The sequence below is a fragment of the Vibrio sp. R78045 genome (assembly GCF_042466085.1).
Taxonomy (GTDB): Bacteria; Pseudomonadota; Gammaproteobacteria; order Enterobacterales; family Vibrionaceae; genus Vibrio; species Vibrio cyclitrophicus.
The window spans coordinates 1,391,126-1,412,937 of record NZ_JAXHBS010000018.1 but is presented as its reverse complement, the minus strand read 5'-3'; the positions used below and the strand labels follow the sequence as shown (position 1 = coordinate 1,412,937).

The following is a 21,812-nucleotide window of genomic DNA, read 5'->3' as shown; positions in this document are numbered from 1 at the left end:
AACAAAACTGATTTTTCGGCTCGCAGCTAACACAAGGAAGAAACATGCCATTGCCTTCTCAACTCGTCACTCATTCCCAGTCTGCTTTTGAGCAATTGTTAGAGCACCAAAGTCAAGCTATTAGTACTTGGCCCGAGCCACTTATTGACGATCTTAAGCGTGTATTGGGCTTGAGTTGTTTTGTGGGTGATTGCTTACAACGAGACACGATACTATCCAGTACTTTACCTGATATGTTGGCATGCGAAGATCGTGCTGAAGGGTATCGTGAGCGATTGGCCGAGTTGCTTTCTGGTTGCACGGATGAAATGAGTGGCCAACGTGTGTTACGCCAATTCCGTAATCGAGAAATGACCTACATTGCGTGGCGCGATTTTATGGGGGCGTGGGAGCTAGAGCAGAGTCTAAACCATCTATCGATGTTGGCTGAGGCGATGATCTTCGAAACCTACCAATGGCAGTACGATATTTGTTGTAAAGAGTGGGGTACACCTTGCAATGAGCAAGGTGAAGCGCAGCCAATGTTGATCATTGGCATGGGCAAGCTCGGTGGTGGTGAGCTTAACTTCTCTTCTGATATCGATCTGATTTTTACCTACCCTGAGAATGGCGAAACCCAAGGAGCAAGACGCAGCATTGCCAACGCGCAATTTTTCACGCGTTTAGGGCAACGTATTATCAAAGCGTTGGATCAACAAACCTTTGATGGATTCTGTTACCGAGTCGACATGCGCCTTCGCCCGTTTGGTGAGAGTGGCCCATTGGTCATGAGTTACGCGGCTTTGGAAGATTACTACCAAGAACAAGGTCGTGATTGGGAACGCTACGCGATGGTGAAAGCACGGGTGATGGGCAGCGAAATGTACCCTGAATACCAAGAGCTTCGCCAAATGTTGCGTCCATTTGTGTTCCGTCGTTATATCGATTTCAGTGCGATTCAATCTCTGCGCCGTATGAAATCAATGATCAGCAGCGAAGTACGCCGCCGTGGCCTTTCAAACAATATCAAGCTTGGTTCTGGTGGTATTCGCGAAGTTGAGTTTATAGCCCAAGTCTTCCAATTGATTCGTGGTGGACGCGAACCAAGCCTTCGTGGCCGAGGATTATTAGAAACCTTGAGTGCGATTGAGTCACTTAACCTTCTGGAAGCTCAAGAGGTGGGACATTTACGTGAAGCTTACCTGTTTTTACGCCGCCTAGAAAACCTATTACAAGCGATGGCCGATAAGCAAACTCAAACCCTACCCGATGGTGAATTCGAACAGTTACAGCTAGCCGTCGCCATGCAGTTTTCCGATTGGGATGGTTTGATTGATGCGACCCGTGCTCATATGGCAAATGTACATACGGTATTTGAAGACTTGATTGGGGTCGATGAAGAAGATGCGAACCCAATCGCGAGCCACTTTAGCGAGTTGTGGGATATGGCCCATAAACCCGATGTAATTGAGCACGTGTTGGAACACGATATTGCGGTCGCGAGCCCGCCTGATGCGGCGAAAACGATCATTCAGTTTAAAGCCGATTTGGCTAAAAAGACCCTTGGCCCTCGTGGGCGGGAAGTCCTGAATCGTTTAATGCCTAAAGTATTTCAAGCTTTATATACGAATAAAGACGCCGAGTTTGGTTTGTCGCGAGTGCTACATTTACTGCAAAAAATAGTGACGCGTACCACTTACCTTGAGCTATTGGATGAACACCCAGCAGCGCTGACTCAGTTAGTTCGCTTATGTACAGCAAGCCCGATGATCTCGGAACAACTGGGTCGCTATCCTATTCTGCTGGATGAACTTATCGATCCTCAGCAACTTTATAACCCTGTGCCATTGGAATCTTACAAGACGGAGCTGCGTGATTACCTTGCTCGTATCCCAGAAGATGATATGGAGCAGCAGATGGAAGGTCTGCGTCAGTTTAAGCAGACTTGCATTCTCCGTATCGCAGCGGCTGATATTGCAGGTGTGCTTCCGGTGATGAAGGTCAGTGACCACCTGACGTATTTGGCTGAAGCGATAGTAGAAGCTGGTGTTAACCAAGCTTGGTTGCAGGTCTCGGCTAAGTTTGGCGAACCTACCCATGTCAAAGATCGCGAAGGGCGTGGTTTTGCGGTGGTTGGTTATGGAAAAGTTGGTGGTTGGGAGCTTGGATACAACTCCGACCTCGATATTGTGTTCATACACGATTGCCCGGTACACATCTATACTGATGGCAAAAAAGAGATAGATGGACGCCAGTTTTACCTAAGGTTGGCGCAGCGAATTATTCATATTTTCTCGACCAGAACGGCTTCTGGAATTTTATACGAGGTCGATACTCGCCTACGACCTTCAGGTGTCTCTGGCTTGCTTGTGAGCCCTACAGATGCTTTTGATGAGTATCAACACAATGACGCGTGGACATGGGAGCACCAAGCGCTCACTCGTGCTCGTATGATTTACGGTGATGACTTATTGGCATCTGCGTTTAACAAAACTCGGCATGAGGTTTTGTGCTTGCCACGAGATGAGGCAACACTCAAAAAGTCAGTTGTCGATATGCGTGAAAAAATGCGTGGTCATTTAGGTGGCAAAAAAGTCGACCGGTTCATGCTGAAACAAGATGCTGGTGGTATCACTGATATTGAGTTTTTGGCGCAATATTTAGTACTTAGATACAGCAACGAGAAACCTAAGCTTACTCGTTGGTGTGACAATGTGAGAATCTTTGAAAGCTTGTTGTCGCAAGGAATAATGGGCGAGCAACAAGGTATGGCATTGACCAATGCGTACACCACATTAAGGGATGAAATCCACCACCGTAATCTACTTAACCTTGATGCGGATGTGGCGATCGATAAGTTTGAAATGGAAAGAGAGCATGTCGTGCAAGCATGGAAGCAGTGGATGGAAGCGTAACCCAGCCATTGCGTAGTGGCTGCTGTGTCTATCTTGATAAGCTTTTACCCATTTATCTATAGTTTAGCCACTGTAATCAGTGTGCTAGACTCTAGCCAGATTTGATTTTTGGAGATCAATAATGAAACCAATTCTACCTGACTACAGCCAATCAGGTGTTCTTATTGTCGGTGACGTCATGCTTGATCGTTACTGGTATGGCCCAACTGGCCGTATTTCACCTGAAGCACCTGTGCCCGTTGTTAAAGTAGAAAATAACGAAGAGCGTCCAGGTGGTGCTGCCAACGTAGCAATGAATATTGCGTCTCTCGGTGGTCACGCTCATGTTGTTGGTTTAACTGGCAAAGATGAGCCTGCTGAGGTGTTAAAAAATACCTTAGGCGCACTAAAGGTTAAATGTGATTTCGTTGAGTTAGAAGATTACCCAACCATTACTAAATTGCGTGTAATGAGCCGTGGTCAGCAGCTGATCCGTCTTGATTTTGAAGACAAGTTTGAGAATACAGACCCTGAGCTTATTTTGTCTCGCATGGAGCAAGCGCTTCCAAATGTACGTTCGGTCATTCTTTCTGATTACGCGAAAGGTGCGTTAGAGCATGTGCAAAGTTTTATTCAAAAAGCTCGTGCGGCAAAGGTTCCGGTATTTATCGACCCGAAAGGTGCTGATTTAGAACGCTACCGTGGTGCGACTTTGCTTACGCCAAATATGTCTGAGTTCGAGTTGGTTGCAGGTAAGGTTAAATCGGAAGAAGATCTTATCGAGAAAGGCATCGCCTTAATCGAAAAATACGACTTTGAAGCCTTGTTAGTGACTCGTAGTGAGCATGGCATGACCTTACTTCGTAAAGGGCAGGCGCCATTCCATTTGCCGACTCAAGCGAAAGAAGTGTATGACGTGACCGGTGCGGGCGATACGGTTATCTCAGTATTGGCTGCTTCGGTGGCTGCGGGCAAACCTCTAGATGAAGCGTGTGCACTCGCGAATGCGGCGGCTGGTGTGGTAGTTGGCAAACTTGGTACATCGACACTGTCTACAATTGAGTTAGCGGAAGCGATTCACGGAAGCCAAGATACCGATTACGGCGTGATCTCTGAAGCGGCATTAGTTGAAGCGGTGAAACGTGCTCGTGCGAAAGGTGAGAAAGTGGTTATGACTAATGGTTGCTTTGATATTCTGCATGCCGGACATGTTTCTTACATGAACCATGCCGCTGAGTTGGGTGACCGTTTGATCGTTGCCGTTAATACTGATGAGTCAGTGAAACGCTTGAAAGGCCCAGGTCGCCCAGTGAACCCAACCGATCGTCGTATGGCGGTATTGGCTGGTTTAGGTGCGGTTGATTGGGTTGTTCCGTTTTCTGAAGATACGCCTCAACGTTTGATCTCTGAAGTATTGCCAAGCATTTTGGTAAAAGGCGGGGATTATAAACCTGAAGATATCGCTGGCGGTGCGGAAGTGATTGCGGCTGGTGGCGAAGTTAAAGTACTTAACTTTGAAGATGGTTGCTCTACAACTGAAATTATCAAAGCGATTAAAGGTGGTCGAGGTTAACCCTTCGCCTTCGAGTATAAAACCTTTAGCCTCAAGCTCATAGTCAGATTGTAAATCTAACTTTTGATAGATAATAAAAATGCCGCTCAATGAGTGGCATTTTTGTAACGGTAATCTAGTCGCTTTATTAAAGACTTTGATTAGAGTCTTTAACTAGGATTTAAGAATTACTTGCTTGCTACTTTTAGACCTGCGTTTACATCAACGATGTCTTGTTCGCTTAGTGTACCAACCGCTTGACGAAGCTGAAGAACACTTAGGATGTAGTTGTAACGAGCATCTGAAAGGTTTTTGTTCGCATCGTATAGACGGCGAGTCGAATCTAGTACGTCAACGATAGTACGAGTACCCACATCAAAACCAGCTTCTGTTGCTTCTAGAGCAGACTGAGCTGAAACAACAGACTGTTCGTAAGCGCGTAGAGCACCAATAGAAGCTGTGATGTTGTTGTTGAAGGCACGTACGTCTTTTACAACGCTACGGTAAGTTGCTTCTAGATCTTCACTTGCTGCAACGTAGTTGTATTCAGCCTGTTTAGTCAAAGAAGTTGTGCTACCACCCGTATATAGAGGTACCACTAAGTTCAAGCCTAGGTTTAGGTTATCTTGATCATAATCAGTTGAGCTGTTTGATTGATCTGTAAGAGCGTAACTACCATCAAGAGTTAGGCTAGGTAGATGACCAGAGCTTGCTAGAGAGATGTTATCTTTTGCTACGTCTTGAGAGATACGAGCAGCAAGTAGACTAAGGTTCTTTTGCTCTGCTTGTTCAACCAGTGCAATCGCAGACTCAGAAGATTTGCTTGCTGAGAAACGGTCAGTGTCTAGGATGCTTAGGTTAGAGTGTTCTTGCCCTGTAATCTCACGTAGACCTTCGTAGTTATTAATCAGAGTGTTCTCTGCTAAAACTTCATCAGCTAAAACAGCATCGTATTGAGCTTGCGCATCATGTACATCGGTGATTGCTGAAAGACCTACTTCAAAGCGCTGTTTTGTTTGCTCTAGTTGGCGCGCAACCGCTGCTTTTTCTGCACGAACGAACTCTAGGTTATCTTGAGCACGCAGTACTTCGAAGTATGCTGTTGCTACACGCAGGATCAAAGCTTGTTGCTCTGCTGCATACGCTGAATCAGCCTGACGAGCGGTTTTCTCTGCTGTATCTAACGTGATCCATGAAGAGCGTTGATAAAGTTCTTGAGTGAAGCCGATCGCTGCTCCCCAAGTGTTATTATCAATACTTGAGCTACCTGAACCAGAAGTATCTCTGTCACCACGGTTAATGTCGTAGTTCGCTGTTAGGTTAATTTGTGGTAGCAAATCACTACGGCTTGACGTTACTGCTTCAAAAGCGGCATCGCGCTGCGCTGCTGAACGAAGAAGTTGTGGATCGTTCTGTTTTGCTTGGTCGTAAACTTCAGCTAGCGTATCAGCGAAAGCTGACGAACTCAGGCTGCCAATTGCTGCACTGATAAATAGTGGAAGCAGTTTTTTCATTTTCCTATTCCTGCCTTTAATAGAATTTTCTCTGAAAGAGTTTAACCCAGTTTGATGGTAATTTACTCGAAACTTTGCACTTTTTTACATTTAACTGTCCACTTGTGCAATATTTATTTTTTAAAACTTAACTTTAATTATAAAATTTATACAAAAAGTTGAACCTTATCCTTGGTAGTTAACTCGGACAATGAGTAAACTATAAAGATCACTTAGTGAGGTACCAAATGCAACAGTATGATAATCAACGACACGAGTTTACTCCTCAAGATGTGGAAATAGTCTCAAAAGAGACGCTGTTTCGTGGTTTTTTCAAAATGGTTAAATACACATTTAAACATAAGCTGTTTGAGGGGGGCTGGAGCCAACCTATAGAACGCGAGATGTTTGAACGTGGTCATGCTGCCGCTTTGTTACCTTATGATCCTATTCGTGACGAAGTGGTGATCGTAGAACAGATCCGTGTCGGCGCTCTAGAGCATGAGAACCCTTGGCAATATGAAATTGTGGCCGGGATCATTGATACGAACGAATCATCACAAGATGTTGCTCGTCGTGAAGCGATGGAAGAAGCGGGCGTTGAAGTCGGATCTGTATTGCCTATCACTTCGTATTACCCTTCATCTGGCGGTTGTTCAGAAAAGCTCGACGTCTTTGTTGGTTGTGTTGATACAACCACAGCAAAAGGTGTACACGGTTTAGATTACGAAGGTGAAGATATTCGCGTACAAGTGATGACTCGCGATGCGGCTTATCAGTTAGTAAAAGAGGGTGTGTTTGAAAATGGGGCCACAATTATTGCGCTGCAGTGGCTACAATTGAACTACCAAGAATTACAGTCAGAGTGGATAGATTAACGTTATGCCAAATATAGCAGTCAAGAAACCGTATCATGTTGATCTTGCTGAACTGATGCGAGTTTACGAGACTAACTATGCCAAGCTTAACGCTCTGTTACCGGTAGGGCATGAGGTTGGTGATGTTCGCTGTTACCAAGCCGTTAATATGGTGTATCAATTGACAGTGAATGAGGTCACAAAATACACCACATTAATAGACATATGTCAGAGTGACGAGACGCCAGTGTTTCCTTTGCCAAAAATGTCTGTCAGGCTATATCACGACGCTCGAGTTGCAGAAGTGTGCGCTAGCGGGGATTTTTCACGAGTCAAAGCGAAATATGACTATCCCAACACTAAGCTTCTGCAAAAGGATGAGAAATTTCAGTTGAACAAATTTCTTGGAGAATGGTTAACGTTTTGTTTAAAAACGGGTATCAGCCGTTCGCCAATTCCTTTTTAATTGAGCCCCATTGTAAAACACTTTAAAGTTTAAACAGTAACGTATCTGGATTTGGTATTTTGGAATTATCACACACTTCAAAATTTGATGAGAGCAGTATTAAGCTTGTACAGCTAACGGACACGCATTTGTTTGCGCCGAGCAATGGCAGCTTATTAAGCATCAATACTCAAGATAGCTTTCGTGCTGTAGTTGATGGCATTGTTAACCAAGGCTTCGATTATGAGGCGATCTTGGCGACGGGTGATATCTCTCAAGATCACAGTGCTGAGTCGTATCAAAAATTTGAATCAGGTATTCAACCTCTGGAAAAGCCATGTTATTGGTTGCCAGGAAATCATGATTTCAAGCCTAATATGGGCAGTGTCTTACCATCACCTCAAATACAGTGCGTTGACCATGTCTTACTGGGTGATAACTGGCAGATGGTGATGCTGGACTCGCAAGTGGTTGGTGTGCCTCATGGGCGTCTAAGCGATCAACAACTTGATCTGTTAGAACAAAAATTGATCGAATTCCCTGAGCGTAATACCTTGGTTTTACTGCACCACCACCCGTTATTAGTGGGCAGCGCATGGCTGGATCAACATAACCTAAAAGATGCGGATCAATTTTGGGATGTGGTTCAGCAGCATACCAATGTCAAAGCGGTACTGTGTGGCCACGTTCATCAAGACATGAATCGAGATCATCATGGTGTGCAAGTCATGGCAACCCCGTCGACTTGTGTGCAATTCAAACCTAATTCAGATGACTTTGCCGTTGATACATTGTCTCCGGGTTGGAGAGAGATTGAATTACATCAAGATGGCACAGTAAGTACTCAAGTGCGCCGCTTGCCTAATGGGCAGTTCTTACCTGATTTTGAAGCGGGTGGTTATTGATGTTAGTGATTATTGTTGTAGGAGGCTATTAATGTCCGGTTCTAATCAGCAAGTCGCTAAGCCATCATTGCTTCTCTATATTCATGGGTTTAACAGTTCATCTCGTTCTCATAAAGCGAATGTGATGGCTAATTACTGTGCGGAGCATCGGGCTGATATTAAAGTCGTCACTCCTCAACTGCCGAGTTTCCCTCAGCAAGCGGCACTTCATCTGCAACAGCTGGTGGAACAATATAAAGAGCAATATCAGATTGCATTGGTCGGTAGCTCATTGGGTGGCTATCTTTCAACATGGCTGAATAGTCATTATGGTTTTAAAGCGGTTGTTGTAAATCCAGCAGTGAAGCCGTATGAGCTTCTTGCCGACTATTTGGGTGAACAAGTAAACCCATACACACATGAGCGATATGTACTGGAAACAAAGCATATTGATGAACTGAAGGCGTTAGAGGTTCCGGCTCTTTCTCAGCCGAGTGATTTCTGGTTACTTCAGCAAACGGAAGATGAAGTTCTGGATTATCGACAAGCTGTCGAAAAGTACCAAGGTGCAACACAAACAATAGAAAAGGGTGGGGATCATAGCTTTGTTGATTTTGAGCGTTACCCACAACAAATCATTACTTTTTTAGATTTATAACCTGTTCCATTAACTGAGTAATTTTCTCTTGTTTGTCTGTTATTTCATCTATCAATGGTGAAATATCATAGTTTGATGTCTTAGTTTTTGAACTAGCTTGACATCATTACTCAGCTTCCAGACTATATTCCCCAATACTTCGCTCATTCGCTCTACTATGACGGTTCATAGTAATGATTCTGCTTTAGTGAAACTAGAGCCAGCGAACTGACGCAAACTTTTTGAGTAAACTCCGTATTATGACTGAACAATATAATGCAAAAGACCTCGAGGTACTTGAAGGTCTCGATCCGGTGCGACACCGCCCGGGAATGTATACCGAGACAGAAAGACCCAACCACCTTGCCCAAGAAGTCATTGATAACTCGGTCGATGAAGCATTAGCGGGACACGCTAAGAAAATCAAAGTTGTGCTTCATGCTGACCAATCGTTAGAAGTTACCGATGATGGCCGTGGTATGCCTGTTGATATCCACCCTGAAAAAGGGATCTCAGGTGTTGAGCTGATTTTAACTAAGCTCCACTCTGGCGGTAAATTCTCAAACAACAACTACAAGTTTTCTGGTGGTTTGCACGGTGTAGGTATCTCGGTCGTAAACGCGCTGTCAAAACGTGTTGAAGTAACGGTTCGTCGTGATGGTCAAGTGCATGAGATCGCCCTTGAAGGTGGTCATGCTGTTACTGACCTGACAGTGACAGGAACTTGTGGTCACCGCAATACTGGTACTACGGTGCATTTCTGGCCGGATCCAAAGTATTTCGATAGCTCTAAATTTTCGACACTTCGTCTTATCAATAACCTACGAGCAAAAGCGGTACTTTGCCCTGGTTTAGAAATTACCTTTGTTGATAAAGTTGGTGGTGAAGAGCATAAATGGTTCTATGAAGATGGTCTAAAAGACTATCTAGCTGAGGGCGTAAAAGGTTACACCTTATTGCCTGAAGACCCATATGTTGGTGAGTTCGTTGCTGAAACGGAAATGGCTAACTGGGCAATCATTTGGCAGCCAGAAGGCGGTGATATGATCACCGAGAGTTACGTGAACTTAGTACCAACCAAGCAAGGTGGTACGCACGTAAATGGTCTTCGTCAAGGTCTGCTTGATGCAATGCGTGAGTTCTGTGAATTCCGTAACCTACTACCACGTGGCGTTAAGCTAACGGGTGATGACATCTTCGATCGCTGTTCATACGTACTATCGGTGAAGATGCAAGATCCGCAGTTTGCTGGTCAAACAAAAGAGCGTCTATCTTCTCGTCAAACCGCAGCGTTTGTTTCTGGTGTTGTAAAAGATGCCTTCAGCCTATGGTTGAATGAAAAACCGCAACTGGCAGAGCAATTGGCTGAAGCTTGTATTGCCAATGCTCACCGCCGTATGCGCGCGAGTAAGAAAGTTGTTCGTAAAAAGATCGCATCTGGCCCAGCGTTGCCGGGTAAATTAACTGACTGCTCAGTTCAAGATTTAAGTCGCACCGAAATCTTCTTCGTGGAAGGGGATTCGGCGGGTGGTTCTGCTAAGCAAGCTCGTGATCGTGAGTTCCAAGCGGTAATGCCACTGCGTGGTAAAATCCTAAATACATGGGAAGTGTCAGCAGACCAAGTCTTGGCTTCACAAGAAGTACACGATATCTCGGTTGCTCTGGGTATCGACCCTGATAACGATGACTTGTCGGGCCTGCGTTACGGTAAGATCTGTATCCTTGCCGATGCGGACTCGGATGGTCTTCATATCGCGACACTGCTATGTGCACTGTTTACTCGCCATTTCCATGCTCTGGTTGAAGCGGGTCATATCTATGTGGCAATGCCTCCTCTGTATCGTATCGATTGCGGTAAAGAAGTGTTCTACGCACTCGATGACGCAGAGAAAGATGGTGTGCTTGAGCGACTATCGCAGAAGAAAGCCAAGATTAACGTGCAACGATTCAAAGGTCTGGGTGAAATGAACCCACTTCAGTTGCGTGAAACCACCATGGATCCAAACACTCGTCGCCTTGTTCAATTAACGATTGATGATAACGAAGCAACCAACGAGATGATGGACATGCTGCTTGGTAAGAAGCGTGCAGATGATCGCCGTACATGGCTACAGACTAACGGTGATATGGCCGAGGTATAATGGATGTCTAACGAAATTACATATGATGGTGTTGAACAACTGCCGATGCGCAAGTTCACTGAAGACGCCTATTTAAATTACTCAATGTACGTGATCATGGATCGTGCATTGCCATATATCGGTGATGGCTTAAAGCCAGTACAGCGTCGTATTATCTATGCGATGTCAGAACTCGGCTTATCAGCTGCATCGAAATATAAAAAATCAGCTCGTACCGTTGGTGACGTGTTAGGTAAGTATCACCCACACGGTGATTCTGCTTGTTACGAAGCGATGGTATTGATGGCACAACCTTTCTCTTACCGCTACCCATTGGTAGATGGTCAAGGTAACTGGGGTGCTCCGGATGACCCGAAATCGTTCGCTGCAATGCGTTATACCGAAGCGAAATTATCTAAGTTTGCTGAGGTTCTTCTAGGTGAGCTAGGTCAAGGCACCGTTGATTGGCAACCCAACTTTGATGGCACGATGAAAGAGCCTCAAATGTTGCCAGCTCGCCTGCCTCATATCCTGCTTAACGGCATCACTGGTATTGCGGTTGGTATGGCGACCGACATCCCCCCTCACAATGTCCGTGAAGTGGCGGATGCAGCGATTCATTTGATTGACACGCCGAAAGCAGAGCTTCCTGATGTGATGGGTTTCATTCAAGGCCCTGATTACCCGACAGAGGCTGAAATTATTTCGCCAAAGTCGGATATCGAAAAGATCTATCGCACTGGACGTGGCAGCATTAAGATGCGCGCGGTTTGGCACAAGGAAGGCTCTGATATTGTTATCACGGCTCTTCCTCATCAAGTGTCAGGTGCTAAGTTACTTGAGCAAATTGCTAACCAGATGCGCGCTAAGAAGCTGCCAATGGTTGACGACTTGCGTGATGAATCTGATCACGAGAACCCAACGCGTATCGTCGTGGTTCCTCGTTCGAACCGTATCGACTGTGATCAACTGATGAGTCACTTGTTCGCTTCGACGGATCTAGAGAAGAACTTCCGCGTTAACTTGAACATGATTGGTTTAGACAGTCGCCCTCAAGTTAAAGGCCTGGTTCAAATTCTGAAAGAGTGGATTGAGTTCCGCCGTACAACGGTTCGCCGCCGTCTTCAGTACCGTTTAGATAAAGTACTGGCACGTTTGCACATCTTAGAAGGTTTGCTTGCTGCTTATCTTAATATCGATGAAGTCATTGAGATCATTCGTACAGAAGACGAACCATGTCCTGTATTGATGAGCCGTTTCAATATTTCTGAAATTCAAGCCAATGCGATTCTTGATATTAAACTTCGTAACTTAGCTAAGTTAGAAGAGTTTAAGATTCGAGCTGAACAAGAAGAGCTTGAAGCTGAACGTGAAAAGCTTGAGAAGCTACTCGGTTCAGAGCGTCGCTTGAATACACTAATCAAAAAAGAGATCCAAGCAGATGCGGATAAATACGGCGATGATCGTCGTTCTCCGTTGATTGAACGTGCTGAAGCGAAAGCGCTAACAGAACGCGACTTAGTACCAAGCGAGCCAATCACGGTTGTATTGTCTGAGAAAGGTTGGATTCGTCATGCTAAAGGGCATGAAGTTGATGCTGAAGGCTTGAACTACAAATCTGGTGATAAATTCTTGGCGAGCGCTAAGGGTAAGAGTAACCAACAAGCGGTATTCCTGGGCAGTGATGGTCGAAGTTACTCCCTTGAGTCTCATTCATTACCGTCGGCTCGAAGCCAAGGTGAGCCTATTACAGGTCGCCTGAACGTCAGCCCTGGCACTTCGATTCGCCAAGTGGTGATGGGAGAGAATGAGCAGCTATGGTTAGTGGGTTCTGATGCTGGGTACGGTTTTGTTTGTAAAGGCAGTGATTTATTGTCTAAGAACAAGAGTGGTAAAGCGTTAGTTAACTTGCCACAAGCTTCTGAAGTGATGTTGCCAAGCCCGATTGCTGACTTGGATACTAACCAGATTCTGGCGATTACTAATCAAGGCCGCATGTTGTTGTTCCCGATTAAAGACCTACCTCAGTTGAGTAAAGGTAAGGGTAACAAGATCATCAACATTCCTTCTGCGAAAGCAAAAGAGCGTGAAGAGTTTGTCTCGCATTTAATGGCTATCCCTGAGAATGCAACGCTAACTATCTACGCGGGTAAACGTAAGCTTGGCTTGAAACCTGCAGATCTTGAAAACTTCCGTGGTGAGCGTGGCCGTCGTGGAGGGTTGCTGCCAAGAGGTCTACAGCGAGTGACTCGCATCGATATCGAAGCTCCTAGCGAATCATAAAGACGTTTGTTCTAGGTTCTCGTGACTAGATAAAAGAAAACCCAGCCTGAGAGCTGGGTTTTTTGTATCTATGTTCTTTTCTATGCGTACTTTAGTGGTTTGAATCTAGCGTCATGATTCGCTCTACAAGCGAGTATCTTCCGCTATCGTAACCTTGAGAGTTTTGTTCTCTCCTTGGCGCAATATACCAACCTCAATCACCGTACCCGGTCGAAGATCAGTAACAATATCCATCACGCTCTGTCTCCCGTTAATTTGGGTATTATTGATACTGATAATTATATCTTGTGCTTCAAAACCAGCATCTGCTGCAGGGCCGTTCGGGTCAATGCCTAATACGACAATGCCACCAATGTTCTTATTGCCAAGTAAGCGTGACGTTACTGAGTTGATGTCTTGCCCGTCAATACCAATGTAGCCACGAATTACACGACCATCTGCAATGATCTTTTCCATGATTTTATTAGCCAGTGGGTAGGGGATAGCAAATGAAATCCCGTAGGTTTCCATGTCTGTGGCTTGCTGGAAAGACGCGGTATTGATACCGACTAGTTCGCCTTGTGAGTTGACGAGTGCTCCCCCTGAGTTACCTTCATTGATCGCAGCATCGGTTTGGATAAAGGCTTGATGGCCGTCAGCGCTGATCGAAGATCGGCCCGTAGCTGAGATAATGCCAAAAGTGGTCGTTTGACCTAGGTTGTATGGGTTACCGATCGCCAGAACCACATCACCGACATTGGCCTTGTAACTTGGATTGAGTGGAATCACGGGTAGGTTGTCACCACTGACTCTAAGTATTGCGATATCGGTGCGTTTATCAGAACCGACTAATTGCGCGGCAGCGACTCGTCCATCTTGAAGTGCTACTACAATTTGGTCAGCTTGAGCTACAACGTGGAAGTTGGTAATGATGTAGCCTTTTTCGCTGACAATGACTCCTGACCCTAAGCCTTGAGTCAGCAGTTTGTTGCGATCGCTCTCTGCGTATTTACGGCTATAGATATTCACAACAGCAGGTGCTGCACGGCGTACTGCTTGGTTAAATGAAATCTGAAGAGAGGCGATATTATCCACTTTAGGGGTGGTGACGTCAGAAACAATGCCTGATCTTAAACTCGGAAATGCGAGAAGAATAAGCGCCGCTGAAACAAGTCCAAGGGAAATAGAACGAAATAGAAAGGACAGCATGTTTCCCTCTTCAACAAGTAAGGTACGAAGCCATCAGCGAATGGATGACTTAATTACAAGTGAAGCATAGCATTTTGATTCATCTAAAGAAAAGGGAGACTGAGTAAGTTTCAAGCAAACTTATGCGGCCTCCCTTTGGTTATACTGACAAATTATTAACGAATGACTAGGTAGATAGTTCTATTTCCTCGTTGGATATTCAATGCCAATACGCCAGGTTGTTTCTCTAAAATATCTCTGAACTGTGCAAGGTTCTTAACCGTTTGGCGGTTTACGCCGATGATGATGTCATCTTTCAGAAGCTGGTAGGCTTCTGCTGGTGAGCCTTTAGCCACATTTGATACTTTCACTCCTGTAGCTGCATCGCTATCGTTAGTGTTGGTCAACTCAGCACCCGCAAGTCCTTCATGGAGCTTTTCAGCTTGTGTTTTGTTATTGGTTGATTCGCCTAACGTGACATCAAAGGTTTTGCTTTTTCCGTCACGAACGATTCCAAGCTCAATTTGCTTACCTGCACCGAGAGTGGCCACTTTGGCTCTTAATTCGCTGAAGGTATCAATGCGTTTACCATTGATAGAGGTAATTATATCACCCGCTTTCAGGCCTGCTTTATCTGCTGCGCTGTCTGGTACAATTTGGCTAACAAACGCACCTTTACTTGATTCATAACCGAGCGCCTCTGCTAATTCAGAGGTCACTTCTCCACCTTGAACCCCCAACATACCGCGCTTCACTTCACCGAAATCGAGAATCTGTTCTGTCAGGTTTTTCATCATATTAGACGGGATTGCAAAACCGATACCGACATTGCCTCCGTTAGGGCCAAGAATGGCGGTGTTGATACCAATCAGTTCACCGTTAAGGTTGACTAGCGCACCACCAGAGTTACCACTATTGATCGCGGCATCGGTTTGAATGAAGTTTTCAAAGTTCTCAAGGTTTAAGCCGCTTCTTCCTAGGGCCGATACGATACCTGATGTGACAGTTTGCCCGAGTCCAAATGGGTTACCGATAGCCACGCTAAAATCACCGACTCTTAATTGATCTGAGTCTGCGAGTTTTATCTGGGTTAGGTTCTTGGCTTCCTCTAATTTCAGAAGCGCAATATCAGACATTTGGTCGCCACCGATGAGTTCGGCATCATATTCTCGACCATCATGAAGTTTCACTTTGATATCGTCGGCGCCATTAATTACGTGATAGTTGGTGACGATATGGCCTTTTTTAGCGTCAATGATGACACCCGACCCCAAACCTCGGAACGGTCGCTCTCGAGTTTGCTCTGGGCCAAAAAAGAATTGGAATTGTTCAGGGATTTGCTGACGTTGTACTTGTTTGCCTTCTACAGCAATACTAACCACAGCGGGGGTAACTTGCTCAAGCATAGGAGCTAGGCTAGGTAATTGTTCATTACCCACACTTAGGGGAAGTGCGGCTGTCGCTTGAATTGGCGTGATGATTGAACTTAAGCTTAAAGTCAGTACCGATAAAGCAAGCAAAGGTTTTTTCATCATAAACTCCTCTCTAGTTAAGGTCTTAGCCTTCTCATATTTGCTATAGATATGAGAAATTTCAAATGACCTGAGTGAAAGTTATGACTCAAAAACCTTTGTAAAGTTCACAGAAGTATTAAATGTTTACGATGCTTTTGCTGTAACGACATCCGGAGCATCAATAATTTCTTTCTTCTGCTCAGTAAATAACCCCGTTGCGCCATTGGCGTAATCTTTGGGTTGTTCCTCAAGTGTTGCCTCTTTAACAGAAGCTTTATCTTGTGGCTTGTCTGAGTGTGCAGCCGCTGTTTTCACAAATGGATTGTCTTGCTCAGGTAGATTAGGGATGAGTTCTGAGCTCGTTTTTTCCATGTGCTGATACAGTTTCGTGTAGTCCTTACCTAAGGTATCCAGCATTTCTGCTGATTTCGCAAAGTGGTCAGCCAGCTCTTGTCGCTGTTGCTCAAGGGCAAACTTTGCGCTATCTAATTCTTTCTGTACGTTCTTTTGTTTTTTGTATTCAGGTGTCATGAGACGAGAAATAGCGACCCCTAAAATAACTCCGACTAGTAAACCGGCAACGGCATACATCCAAGGCATAACAGCTCCTTATTATTGTTTTTTAACATGTTTGTTACTGCTTAGTTACACGTGGTACGGCTCCATGGTACTATGAGAAAGCCGCAGTATAAAGAGAAATGCGTGTGCGCTAGTTAGCAGTTTAGTGCTGCTTTATTCGCCGTATGGCATTAACTCTAGAATTGTTTAGGCTCATTTTTCTTCGCTGTCTGATATTGCTTTCATTGTGGAAATGTCGTCATGAATCCCATTAAAAAATACGAACAAGATATAAAAGAACATGGATTTCAAAGAGATCCAGCACAAGAGCAAGCCGTTAAATCTTTAGATGAACTCTTTCATCAGTTTCAAGAATATATGAATACTCCTATTCCTGAGTTGACTCGATTTCAGAAGCTACTAGGGAAAAAAGTTCAATCACCGAAACCACCCAAAGGTCTCTATTTTTGGGGCGGTGTAGGGCGCGGTAAGACGTATTTAATGGATACGTTCTATGATGCCTTACCGACCACAAATAAAATGCGAGTTCACTTTCACCGTTTTATGTATCGCGTGCATGATGAGTTGAAAGCATTAGGTAATGTGAGCGATCCATTGCCTTTGGTGGCAGATAAGCTAAAAGAAGAAGCGGACATTATCTGTTTCGATGAGTTTTTTGTTTCGGACATTACGGATGCAATGATTCTAGGGACTTTGTTCCAAGAACTTTTCGCACGAAACGTTATTTTAGTCGCGACCTCAAATATCCCACCTGCAGATTTGTATCGCAATGGTTTGCAGCGCGCGCGATTCTTACCTGCAATCAAGCTTATTCAAGACAACTGTCACATTCTTAATGTCGATAGCGGGATCGATTATCGACTGCGTACTTTAGAGCAAGCTGAAATCTATCATTACCCATTAGATAGCCAAGCGAATATCAATCTTGAAAAGTACTACGCACAGTTGGTGGGCGAAGATAAACAGAAGTTAAAGCAAATAGAGGTTAACCATCGTCAATTAGACGTAATAGAAGCAAGTGACGGCGTTCTACATGGAACCTTTGCTCAGCTTTGTCAGTCGGCCCGTAGCCAGAATGACTATATTGAACTGTCTAAGGTTTATCACACGGTATTATTGGCAAATGTTTTGCAAATGGGTTCCACCTCAGATGACGCGGCACGACGCTTTATTGCGTTAGTCGATGAGTTCTACGAGCGCAATGTTAAGCTGATAATTTCAGCAGAGGTTGAGCTAGAAAGTTTGTATACTCATGGTCAGCTGGAGTTTGAATTTAAACGTTGTCAGTCGCGCTTAATCGAAATGCAGAGCCACGAATATTTGGCAAAAGAACACTTAAGTTAGCTTTGATTATCTCGAATAAGAAAGAGAATTAAAAAAATCGTGATTTTGTTCAAAAAGAGGTGATTTTTTCTTCGCTCTTCTCTATAATCCTGCGACCTACCGTTACTGCGGGCCTCTAGCGATGAGTAAAATCACGTTATGCCAAGAGTTTTCCAACACTCGAAGGGGTGATGAATGGTAACTCTTAGACAGTGGGAGTACGCGAGTATTCCTTAAGTGTAAATTTTTTAAATAGGTAATTATTAGCATGAAAACTTTCGTTGCTAAACCAGAAACTGTAAAACGCGACTGGTATGTTGTAGACGCTGAAGGCAAAACTCTTGGCCGTCTAGCAAGTGAAATCGCTTCTCGCCTACGCGGCAAGCATAAAGCAGAATACACTCCTCACGTAGACACTGGTGATTACATCATCGTTGTTAACGCTGAGAAAGTTGCTGTAACTGGTAACAAAGCTAAGGGTAAGGTTTACTACCGTCACTCTGAGTTCCCAGGTGGTCTTAAAACTATCACTTTTGAAAAGCTAATTGCTAAGAAACCAGAAATGGTTCTTGAACTAGCAGTTAAAGGTATGCTTCCACGTGGTCCTCTAGGCCGCGCGATGTACCGTAAGCTTAAAGTGTACGCTGGTACTGAGCACAACCATGTTGCTCAACAGCCACAAGTACTAGACATCTAAGGGGATTATGAAAATGGCAGAGAATCAATACTACGGCACTGGTCGTCGCAAAAGCTCAGCAGCTCGTGTTTTCATCAAACCAGGCTCTGGTGAGATCGTAATCAACAAGCGTAGCCTTGATGTTTACTTCGGTCGTCCAACTTCTCGTATGGTTGTTAAGCAACCTCTTGAGCTAGTTGAACTAACTGAGAAACTTGACCTTTACATCACTGTTTCTGGTGGTGGTATTTCTGGTCAAGCTGGCGCAATCCGCCACGGTATCACTCGAGCTCTTATGGAGTACGATGAAACTCTACGTCCTGCTCTACGTGCAGCTGGCTACGTTACTCGTGACGCTCGTTGCGTTGAACGTAAGAAAGTTGGTCTACGTAAAGCACGTCGTAAACCTCAATTCTCTAAGCGTTAATTTTTCTTTACGAAAAAGTACACGCTCCCAGTTTTACGACTGGAATTGTGGTTCAAAGCTCGGCTATATGCCGGGCTTTTTGTTTTTATACCCCCTCTAAACGCTTTCCCTCCCTCGTTTTATTTCCAAATTCTTATATTTTGAAAGCTTTTGTAACCCAATGTGCGCTTTGCCTCATGATTGTTACAAAAAGGTAGCTTTATCTTGTCAAAAAGTAGGGTTTTATTTATCATTTGCCGTCAATAAATAGAACTAAATACATATTTTGTTAGCCATGCTCTTTATTCGGAATTATTTCAATCCATAAGGAGCAAATGGGAGAATGTTTGGATGAGCAACGCGCCTTTAAATAACGGTCGCAGGCATTTCTTAACCGCAACAACAGCCGTTGTTGGTGGTTTAGGAGCAGCTGCTGTAGCCGTGCCTTTTATTAAATCATGGAATCCGAGTGCTAAGGCGAAAGCTGCAGGCGCCCCGGTGGAAGTGGAAGTCAGTAAGTTAGAACCGGGACAAATGGTTCGTGTCGAGTGGCAAGGTAAGCCTGTATGGGTTGTACGCCGAGCTGAATCGGTACTAGAAAACCTAAAAGCGATCGGTGGTCAACTTCGTGACCCTCAATCTGAAGCTGAACAACAACCTGAATACGCACAGAACGAGTTCCGTTCGATTAAGCCGGAATTCTTCGTTGCTGTTGGTTTCTGTACGCACTTAGGTTGTTCTCCAACTTACCTACCGGATTCTTTTGCAGAACAAGTTCAGGGTGTTAAGTCTGGTTTCTTCTGTCCTTGTCATGGTTCAAAGTTTGATATGGCAGGTCGAGTATTCCAAGGCGTACCAGCTCCATTGAACCTTGTTGTACCAAAGCATATGTATTTGAGTGACACTAAGATCATGATCGGTGTGGACGAGGGAGACGCGTAATGCAAGGATTGCTTGATTGGGTAGAGAAACGTCTACCTGCGATGAATGCTTACAAAAAGCATTTATCTGAATACCCAATGCCTAAGAACTTTAACTTTTGGTACCTTTTCGGTTCTTTAGCAATGTTGGTACTGGTTAACCAAATCCTTACGGGTATTTGGTTAACAATGAACTACGTACCGTCTGGTGAAGGTGCGTTCGCTTCTGTTGAATACATCATGCGTGATGTAGAATACGGTTGGTTACTGCGTTACATGCACTCAACGGGTGCTTCGGCATTCTTCGTGGTTATCTACCTGCACATGTTCCGTGGTTTAATCTACGGTTCATACCAAAAACCTCGTGAGCTACTTTGGATCTTCGGTATGTTGATCTTTTTAGTGCTTATGGCTGAAGCTTTCATGGGTTACTTACTACCATGGGGTCAAATGTCTTACTGGGGTGCTCAGGTAATCATATCTCTGTTTGGTGCAATCCCAGTTATTGGTGATGACCTAACGCTTTGGATCCGTGGTGACTACATCATCTCTGGTGCAACGCTGAACCGTTTCTTCGCACTGCACGTTATCGCTTTACCAATCGTACTATTGCTGCTTATCGTACTTCACGTACTAGCACTGCACGAAGTAGGTTCGAATAACCCTGACGGTATCGAAACCAAGCTTCCTAAAGGTACGATGGGCGACGACTACAAGACTCAGTTCCCATTCCACAAGGATTACACTAAGAAATACGACATCATTGACTCTATTCCTTTCCACCCATACGGGACGGTAAAAGATATGGTTGGTGTTGCTGGCTTCCTATTCTTGTTCTGTTACGTGCTGTTCTTTAACCCAGAAATGGGTGGGTACTTCCTTGAGCCGCCAAACTTTGAAGCTGCAAACCCACTGAAAACACCAGAGCACATTGCTCCAGTTTGGTACTTCACGCCGTTCTACGCTGTACTTCGTGCTGTTCCCGATAAGCTGTTAGGTGTAGTAGCAATGGGCGCCTCTATTGTCGTGCTCTTCCTACTACCTTGGTTCGATCGTTGTAAAGTGCGCTCTTACCGTTACCGTAGCAAACTGCATTTGATTAACATCATCCAATTCACAATAAGCTTTATTGCGCTTGGTGTCCTTGGTGCGCTTCCAGCGACGCCAACATACACGCTACTAGCTCAAATCTTTAGCTTAGGTTACTTCATGTTCTTCGTTCTGCTGTGGTTCTACAGTAAAAATGAAGCGACGAAACCATTACCAGAAAGGGTGACATTCAAATGAAAAAGTGGATTGTAATTTTATTTGCTATGTTGCCGTCACTGGCGATGGCAGCGGGTGCAAGCGTACCATTAGACAAAGCGAACAATGATTTAACAGACAAAGCCTCATTGCAAAATGGCGCTAAGATGTTCATGAACTATTGTTTCGCTTGTCACTCAACGCAGTACCAACGTTATGAGCGTGTTGCGAATGATTTAGAAATTCCTTTAGACCTAATGAAGGAAAACCTGATTTTCGACCCAGAAGTGAAAATTGGTAGTTTGATGGTTAATGCTATGCCTTCTGATCAAGCGGCTAGTTGGTTTGGTGCTCCGCCACCTGACTTAACTCTGGTTGCTCGTGTTCGTGGTGCAGATTGGCTATACACATATCTTCGTACTTTCTATGAAGACCCGTCTCGTCCATTTGGGGTGAACAACATCGTTTTCCCAAGTGTTGGTATGCCACATGTTCTTGAAGAGCTACAAGGAATCCCAACGCCAATCTACGATACTCACATGGTAGATGGTGAGGAAGTGAAGGTTGTTGTTGGCACTGAAACTGACGGTTCTGGTGAGCTAAGCACTGGTGAATACGATGAAGCGGTTCGCGACCTTGTAAACTTCCTTGTTTACTCGGGCGACCCGGTACAACTTGAGCGCCACGCTATGGGTTGGTGGGTAATGGCCTTCTTAGTAATCTTCACTATCATTGTGATTTTACTGAAGAAAGAGTATTGGCGTGATGTGCACTAATTGTGCTATAATACCGTGCTAATTCCCAAATTATGTTAATGTTCAATGGAGGCTTTTAGGCC

18 protein-coding genes are annotated in these 21,812 nt (G+C 44.6%); 14 read left to right on the top strand and 4 right to left on the bottom strand.

From position 1 onward, the window contains the following. Positions 1-44 precede the first annotated feature (44 nt). Together glnE and hldE are read left to right on the top strand one after the other, a co-directional pair. Positions 45-2,894: a bifunctional [glutamate--ammonia ligase]-adenylyl-L-tyrosine phosphorylase/[glutamate--ammonia-ligase] adenylyltransferase gene (glnE, locus tag SJY39_RS28070; protein ID WP_010434660.1), complete on the top strand. Its 2,850-nt coding sequence runs from the start codon at positions 45-47 to the stop codon at positions 2,892-2,894. A 121-nt stretch (positions 2,895-3,015) separates the two neighbouring features. Then, on the top strand, positions 3,016-4,446 hold the full coding sequence (hldE, locus tag SJY39_RS28065) for a bifunctional D-glycero-beta-D-manno-heptose-7-phosphate kinase/D-glycero-beta-D-manno-heptose 1-phosphate adenylyltransferase HldE (RefSeq protein ID WP_010434661.1): 1,431 nt from the start codon (positions 3,016-3,018) through the stop codon (positions 4,444-4,446). A 167-nt stretch (positions 4,447-4,613) separates the two neighbouring features. Here hldE and tolC read toward each other — a convergent pair whose 3' ends face one another. Next, a complete protein-coding gene (tolC, locus tag SJY39_RS28060; protein WP_010434666.1) occupies positions 4,614-5,939 on the bottom strand; it encodes an outer membrane channel protein TolC in 1,326 nt (441 codons plus the stop codon). Positions 5,940-6,166: 227 nt separating this feature from the next. On the opposite strand from tolC, the gene nudF reads away from it, so the two are divergent. The 6 genes from nudF to parC all read left to right on the top strand — a co-directional run bounded on the left by nudF (position 6,167) and on the right by parC (position 13,144). Continuing rightward, complete coding sequence (gene nudF, locus SJY39_RS28055) at positions 6,167-6,796, top strand: ADP-ribose diphosphatase (protein ID WP_010434668.1); 630 nt, start codon at positions 6,167-6,169, stop codon at positions 6,794-6,796. Between the two features lie 4 nt (positions 6,797-6,800). Then, entirely contained in the window at positions 6,801-7,241 is a 441-nt protein-coding gene (locus SJY39_RS28050; RefSeq protein WP_010434670.1) for a DUF1249 family protein, read from the top strand. Positions 7,242-7,300: 59 nt separating this feature from the next. Next, positions 7,301-8,125 (top strand): 3',5'-cyclic-AMP phosphodiesterase, encoded by an 825-nt coding sequence (gene cpdA, locus SJY39_RS28045; RefSeq protein WP_010434672.1) that lies wholly within the window; start codon positions 7,301-7,303, stop codon positions 8,123-8,125. A 31-nt stretch (positions 8,126-8,156) separates the two neighbouring features. Further along, a complete protein-coding gene (yqiA, locus tag SJY39_RS28040; protein WP_010434674.1) occupies positions 8,157-8,762 on the top strand; it encodes an esterase YqiA in 606 nt (201 codons plus the stop codon). Positions 8,763-9,001: 239 nt separating this feature from the next. After that, positions 9,002-10,882 (top strand): DNA topoisomerase IV subunit B, encoded by a 1,881-nt coding sequence (gene parE / locus SJY39_RS28035; protein WP_010434676.1) that lies wholly within the window; start codon positions 9,002-9,004, stop codon positions 10,880-10,882. 3 nt (positions 10,883-10,885) lie between these two features. Beyond that, the gene (gene parC, locus SJY39_RS28030; RefSeq protein ID WP_010434678.1) at positions 10,886-13,144 is read left to right on the top strand and encodes a DNA topoisomerase IV subunit A; all 2,259 of its coding nucleotides are present in this window, start codon (positions 10,886-10,888) and stop codon (positions 13,142-13,144) included. A 123-nt stretch (positions 13,145-13,267) separates the two neighbouring features. Here parC and degS read toward each other — a convergent pair whose 3' ends face one another. The 3 genes from degS to zapG all read right to left on the bottom strand — a co-directional run bounded on the left by degS (position 13,268) and on the right by zapG (position 16,425). Next, entirely contained in the window at positions 13,268-14,332 is a 1,065-nt protein-coding gene (gene degS / locus SJY39_RS28025) for an outer membrane-stress sensor serine endopeptidase DegS (protein WP_010434680.1), read from the bottom strand. Positions 14,333-14,487: 155 nt separating this feature from the next. Beyond that, positions 14,488-15,843, bottom strand: coding sequence for a DegQ family serine endoprotease (locus tag SJY39_RS28020; protein ID WP_010434682.1), 1,356 nt, complete (start codon positions 15,841-15,843; stop codon positions 14,488-14,490). A gap of 126 nt (positions 15,844-15,969) precedes the next feature. Then, positions 15,970-16,425 carry a Z-ring associated protein ZapG gene (gene zapG, locus SJY39_RS28015; RefSeq protein ID WP_010434684.1) on the bottom strand — a complete coding sequence of 152 codons (456 nt, stop codon included), beginning with the start codon at positions 16,423-16,425 and terminating at the stop codon, positions 15,970-15,972. Between the two features lie 219 nt (positions 16,426-16,644). On the opposite strand from zapG, the gene zapE reads away from it, so the two are divergent. The 6 genes from zapE to SJY39_RS27985 all read left to right on the top strand — a co-directional run bounded on the left by zapE (position 16,645) and on the right by SJY39_RS27985 (position 21,750). After that, positions 16,645-17,748 (top strand): cell division protein ZapE, encoded by a 1,104-nt coding sequence (gene zapE / locus SJY39_RS28010; RefSeq protein WP_010434686.1) that lies wholly within the window; start codon positions 16,645-16,647, stop codon positions 17,746-17,748. A 247-nt stretch (positions 17,749-17,995) separates the two neighbouring features. Then, complete coding sequence (gene rplM, locus SJY39_RS28005) at positions 17,996-18,424, top strand: 50S ribosomal protein L13 (protein ID WP_010434689.1); 429 nt, start codon at positions 17,996-17,998, stop codon at positions 18,422-18,424. A 13-nt stretch (positions 18,425-18,437) separates the two neighbouring features. After that, positions 18,438-18,830: a 30S ribosomal protein S9 gene (rpsI, locus tag SJY39_RS28000; RefSeq protein ID WP_004740758.1), complete on the top strand. Its 393-nt coding sequence runs from the start codon at positions 18,438-18,440 to the stop codon at positions 18,828-18,830. Positions 18,831-19,160: 330 nt separating this feature from the next. Then, positions 19,161-19,751 carry a ubiquinol-cytochrome c reductase iron-sulfur subunit gene (gene petA, locus SJY39_RS27995; RefSeq protein WP_390243225.1) on the top strand — a complete coding sequence of 197 codons (591 nt, stop codon included), beginning with the start codon at positions 19,161-19,163 and terminating at the stop codon, positions 19,749-19,751. After that, on the top strand, positions 19,751-21,016 hold the full coding sequence (locus tag SJY39_RS27990) for a cytochrome bc complex cytochrome b subunit (protein WP_009848941.1): 1,266 nt from the start codon (positions 19,751-19,753) through the stop codon (positions 21,014-21,016). Before petA ends, SJY39_RS27990 begins: the two co-directional genes overlap by 1 nt. Beyond that, the gene (locus tag SJY39_RS27985) at positions 21,013-21,750 is read left to right on the top strand and encodes a cytochrome c1 (RefSeq protein ID WP_010434698.1); all 738 of its coding nucleotides are present in this window, start codon (positions 21,013-21,015) and stop codon (positions 21,748-21,750) included. The genes SJY39_RS27990 and SJY39_RS27985 overlap by 4 nt, the downstream gene beginning before the upstream one ends. Positions 21,751-21,812 lie beyond the last annotated feature (62 nt).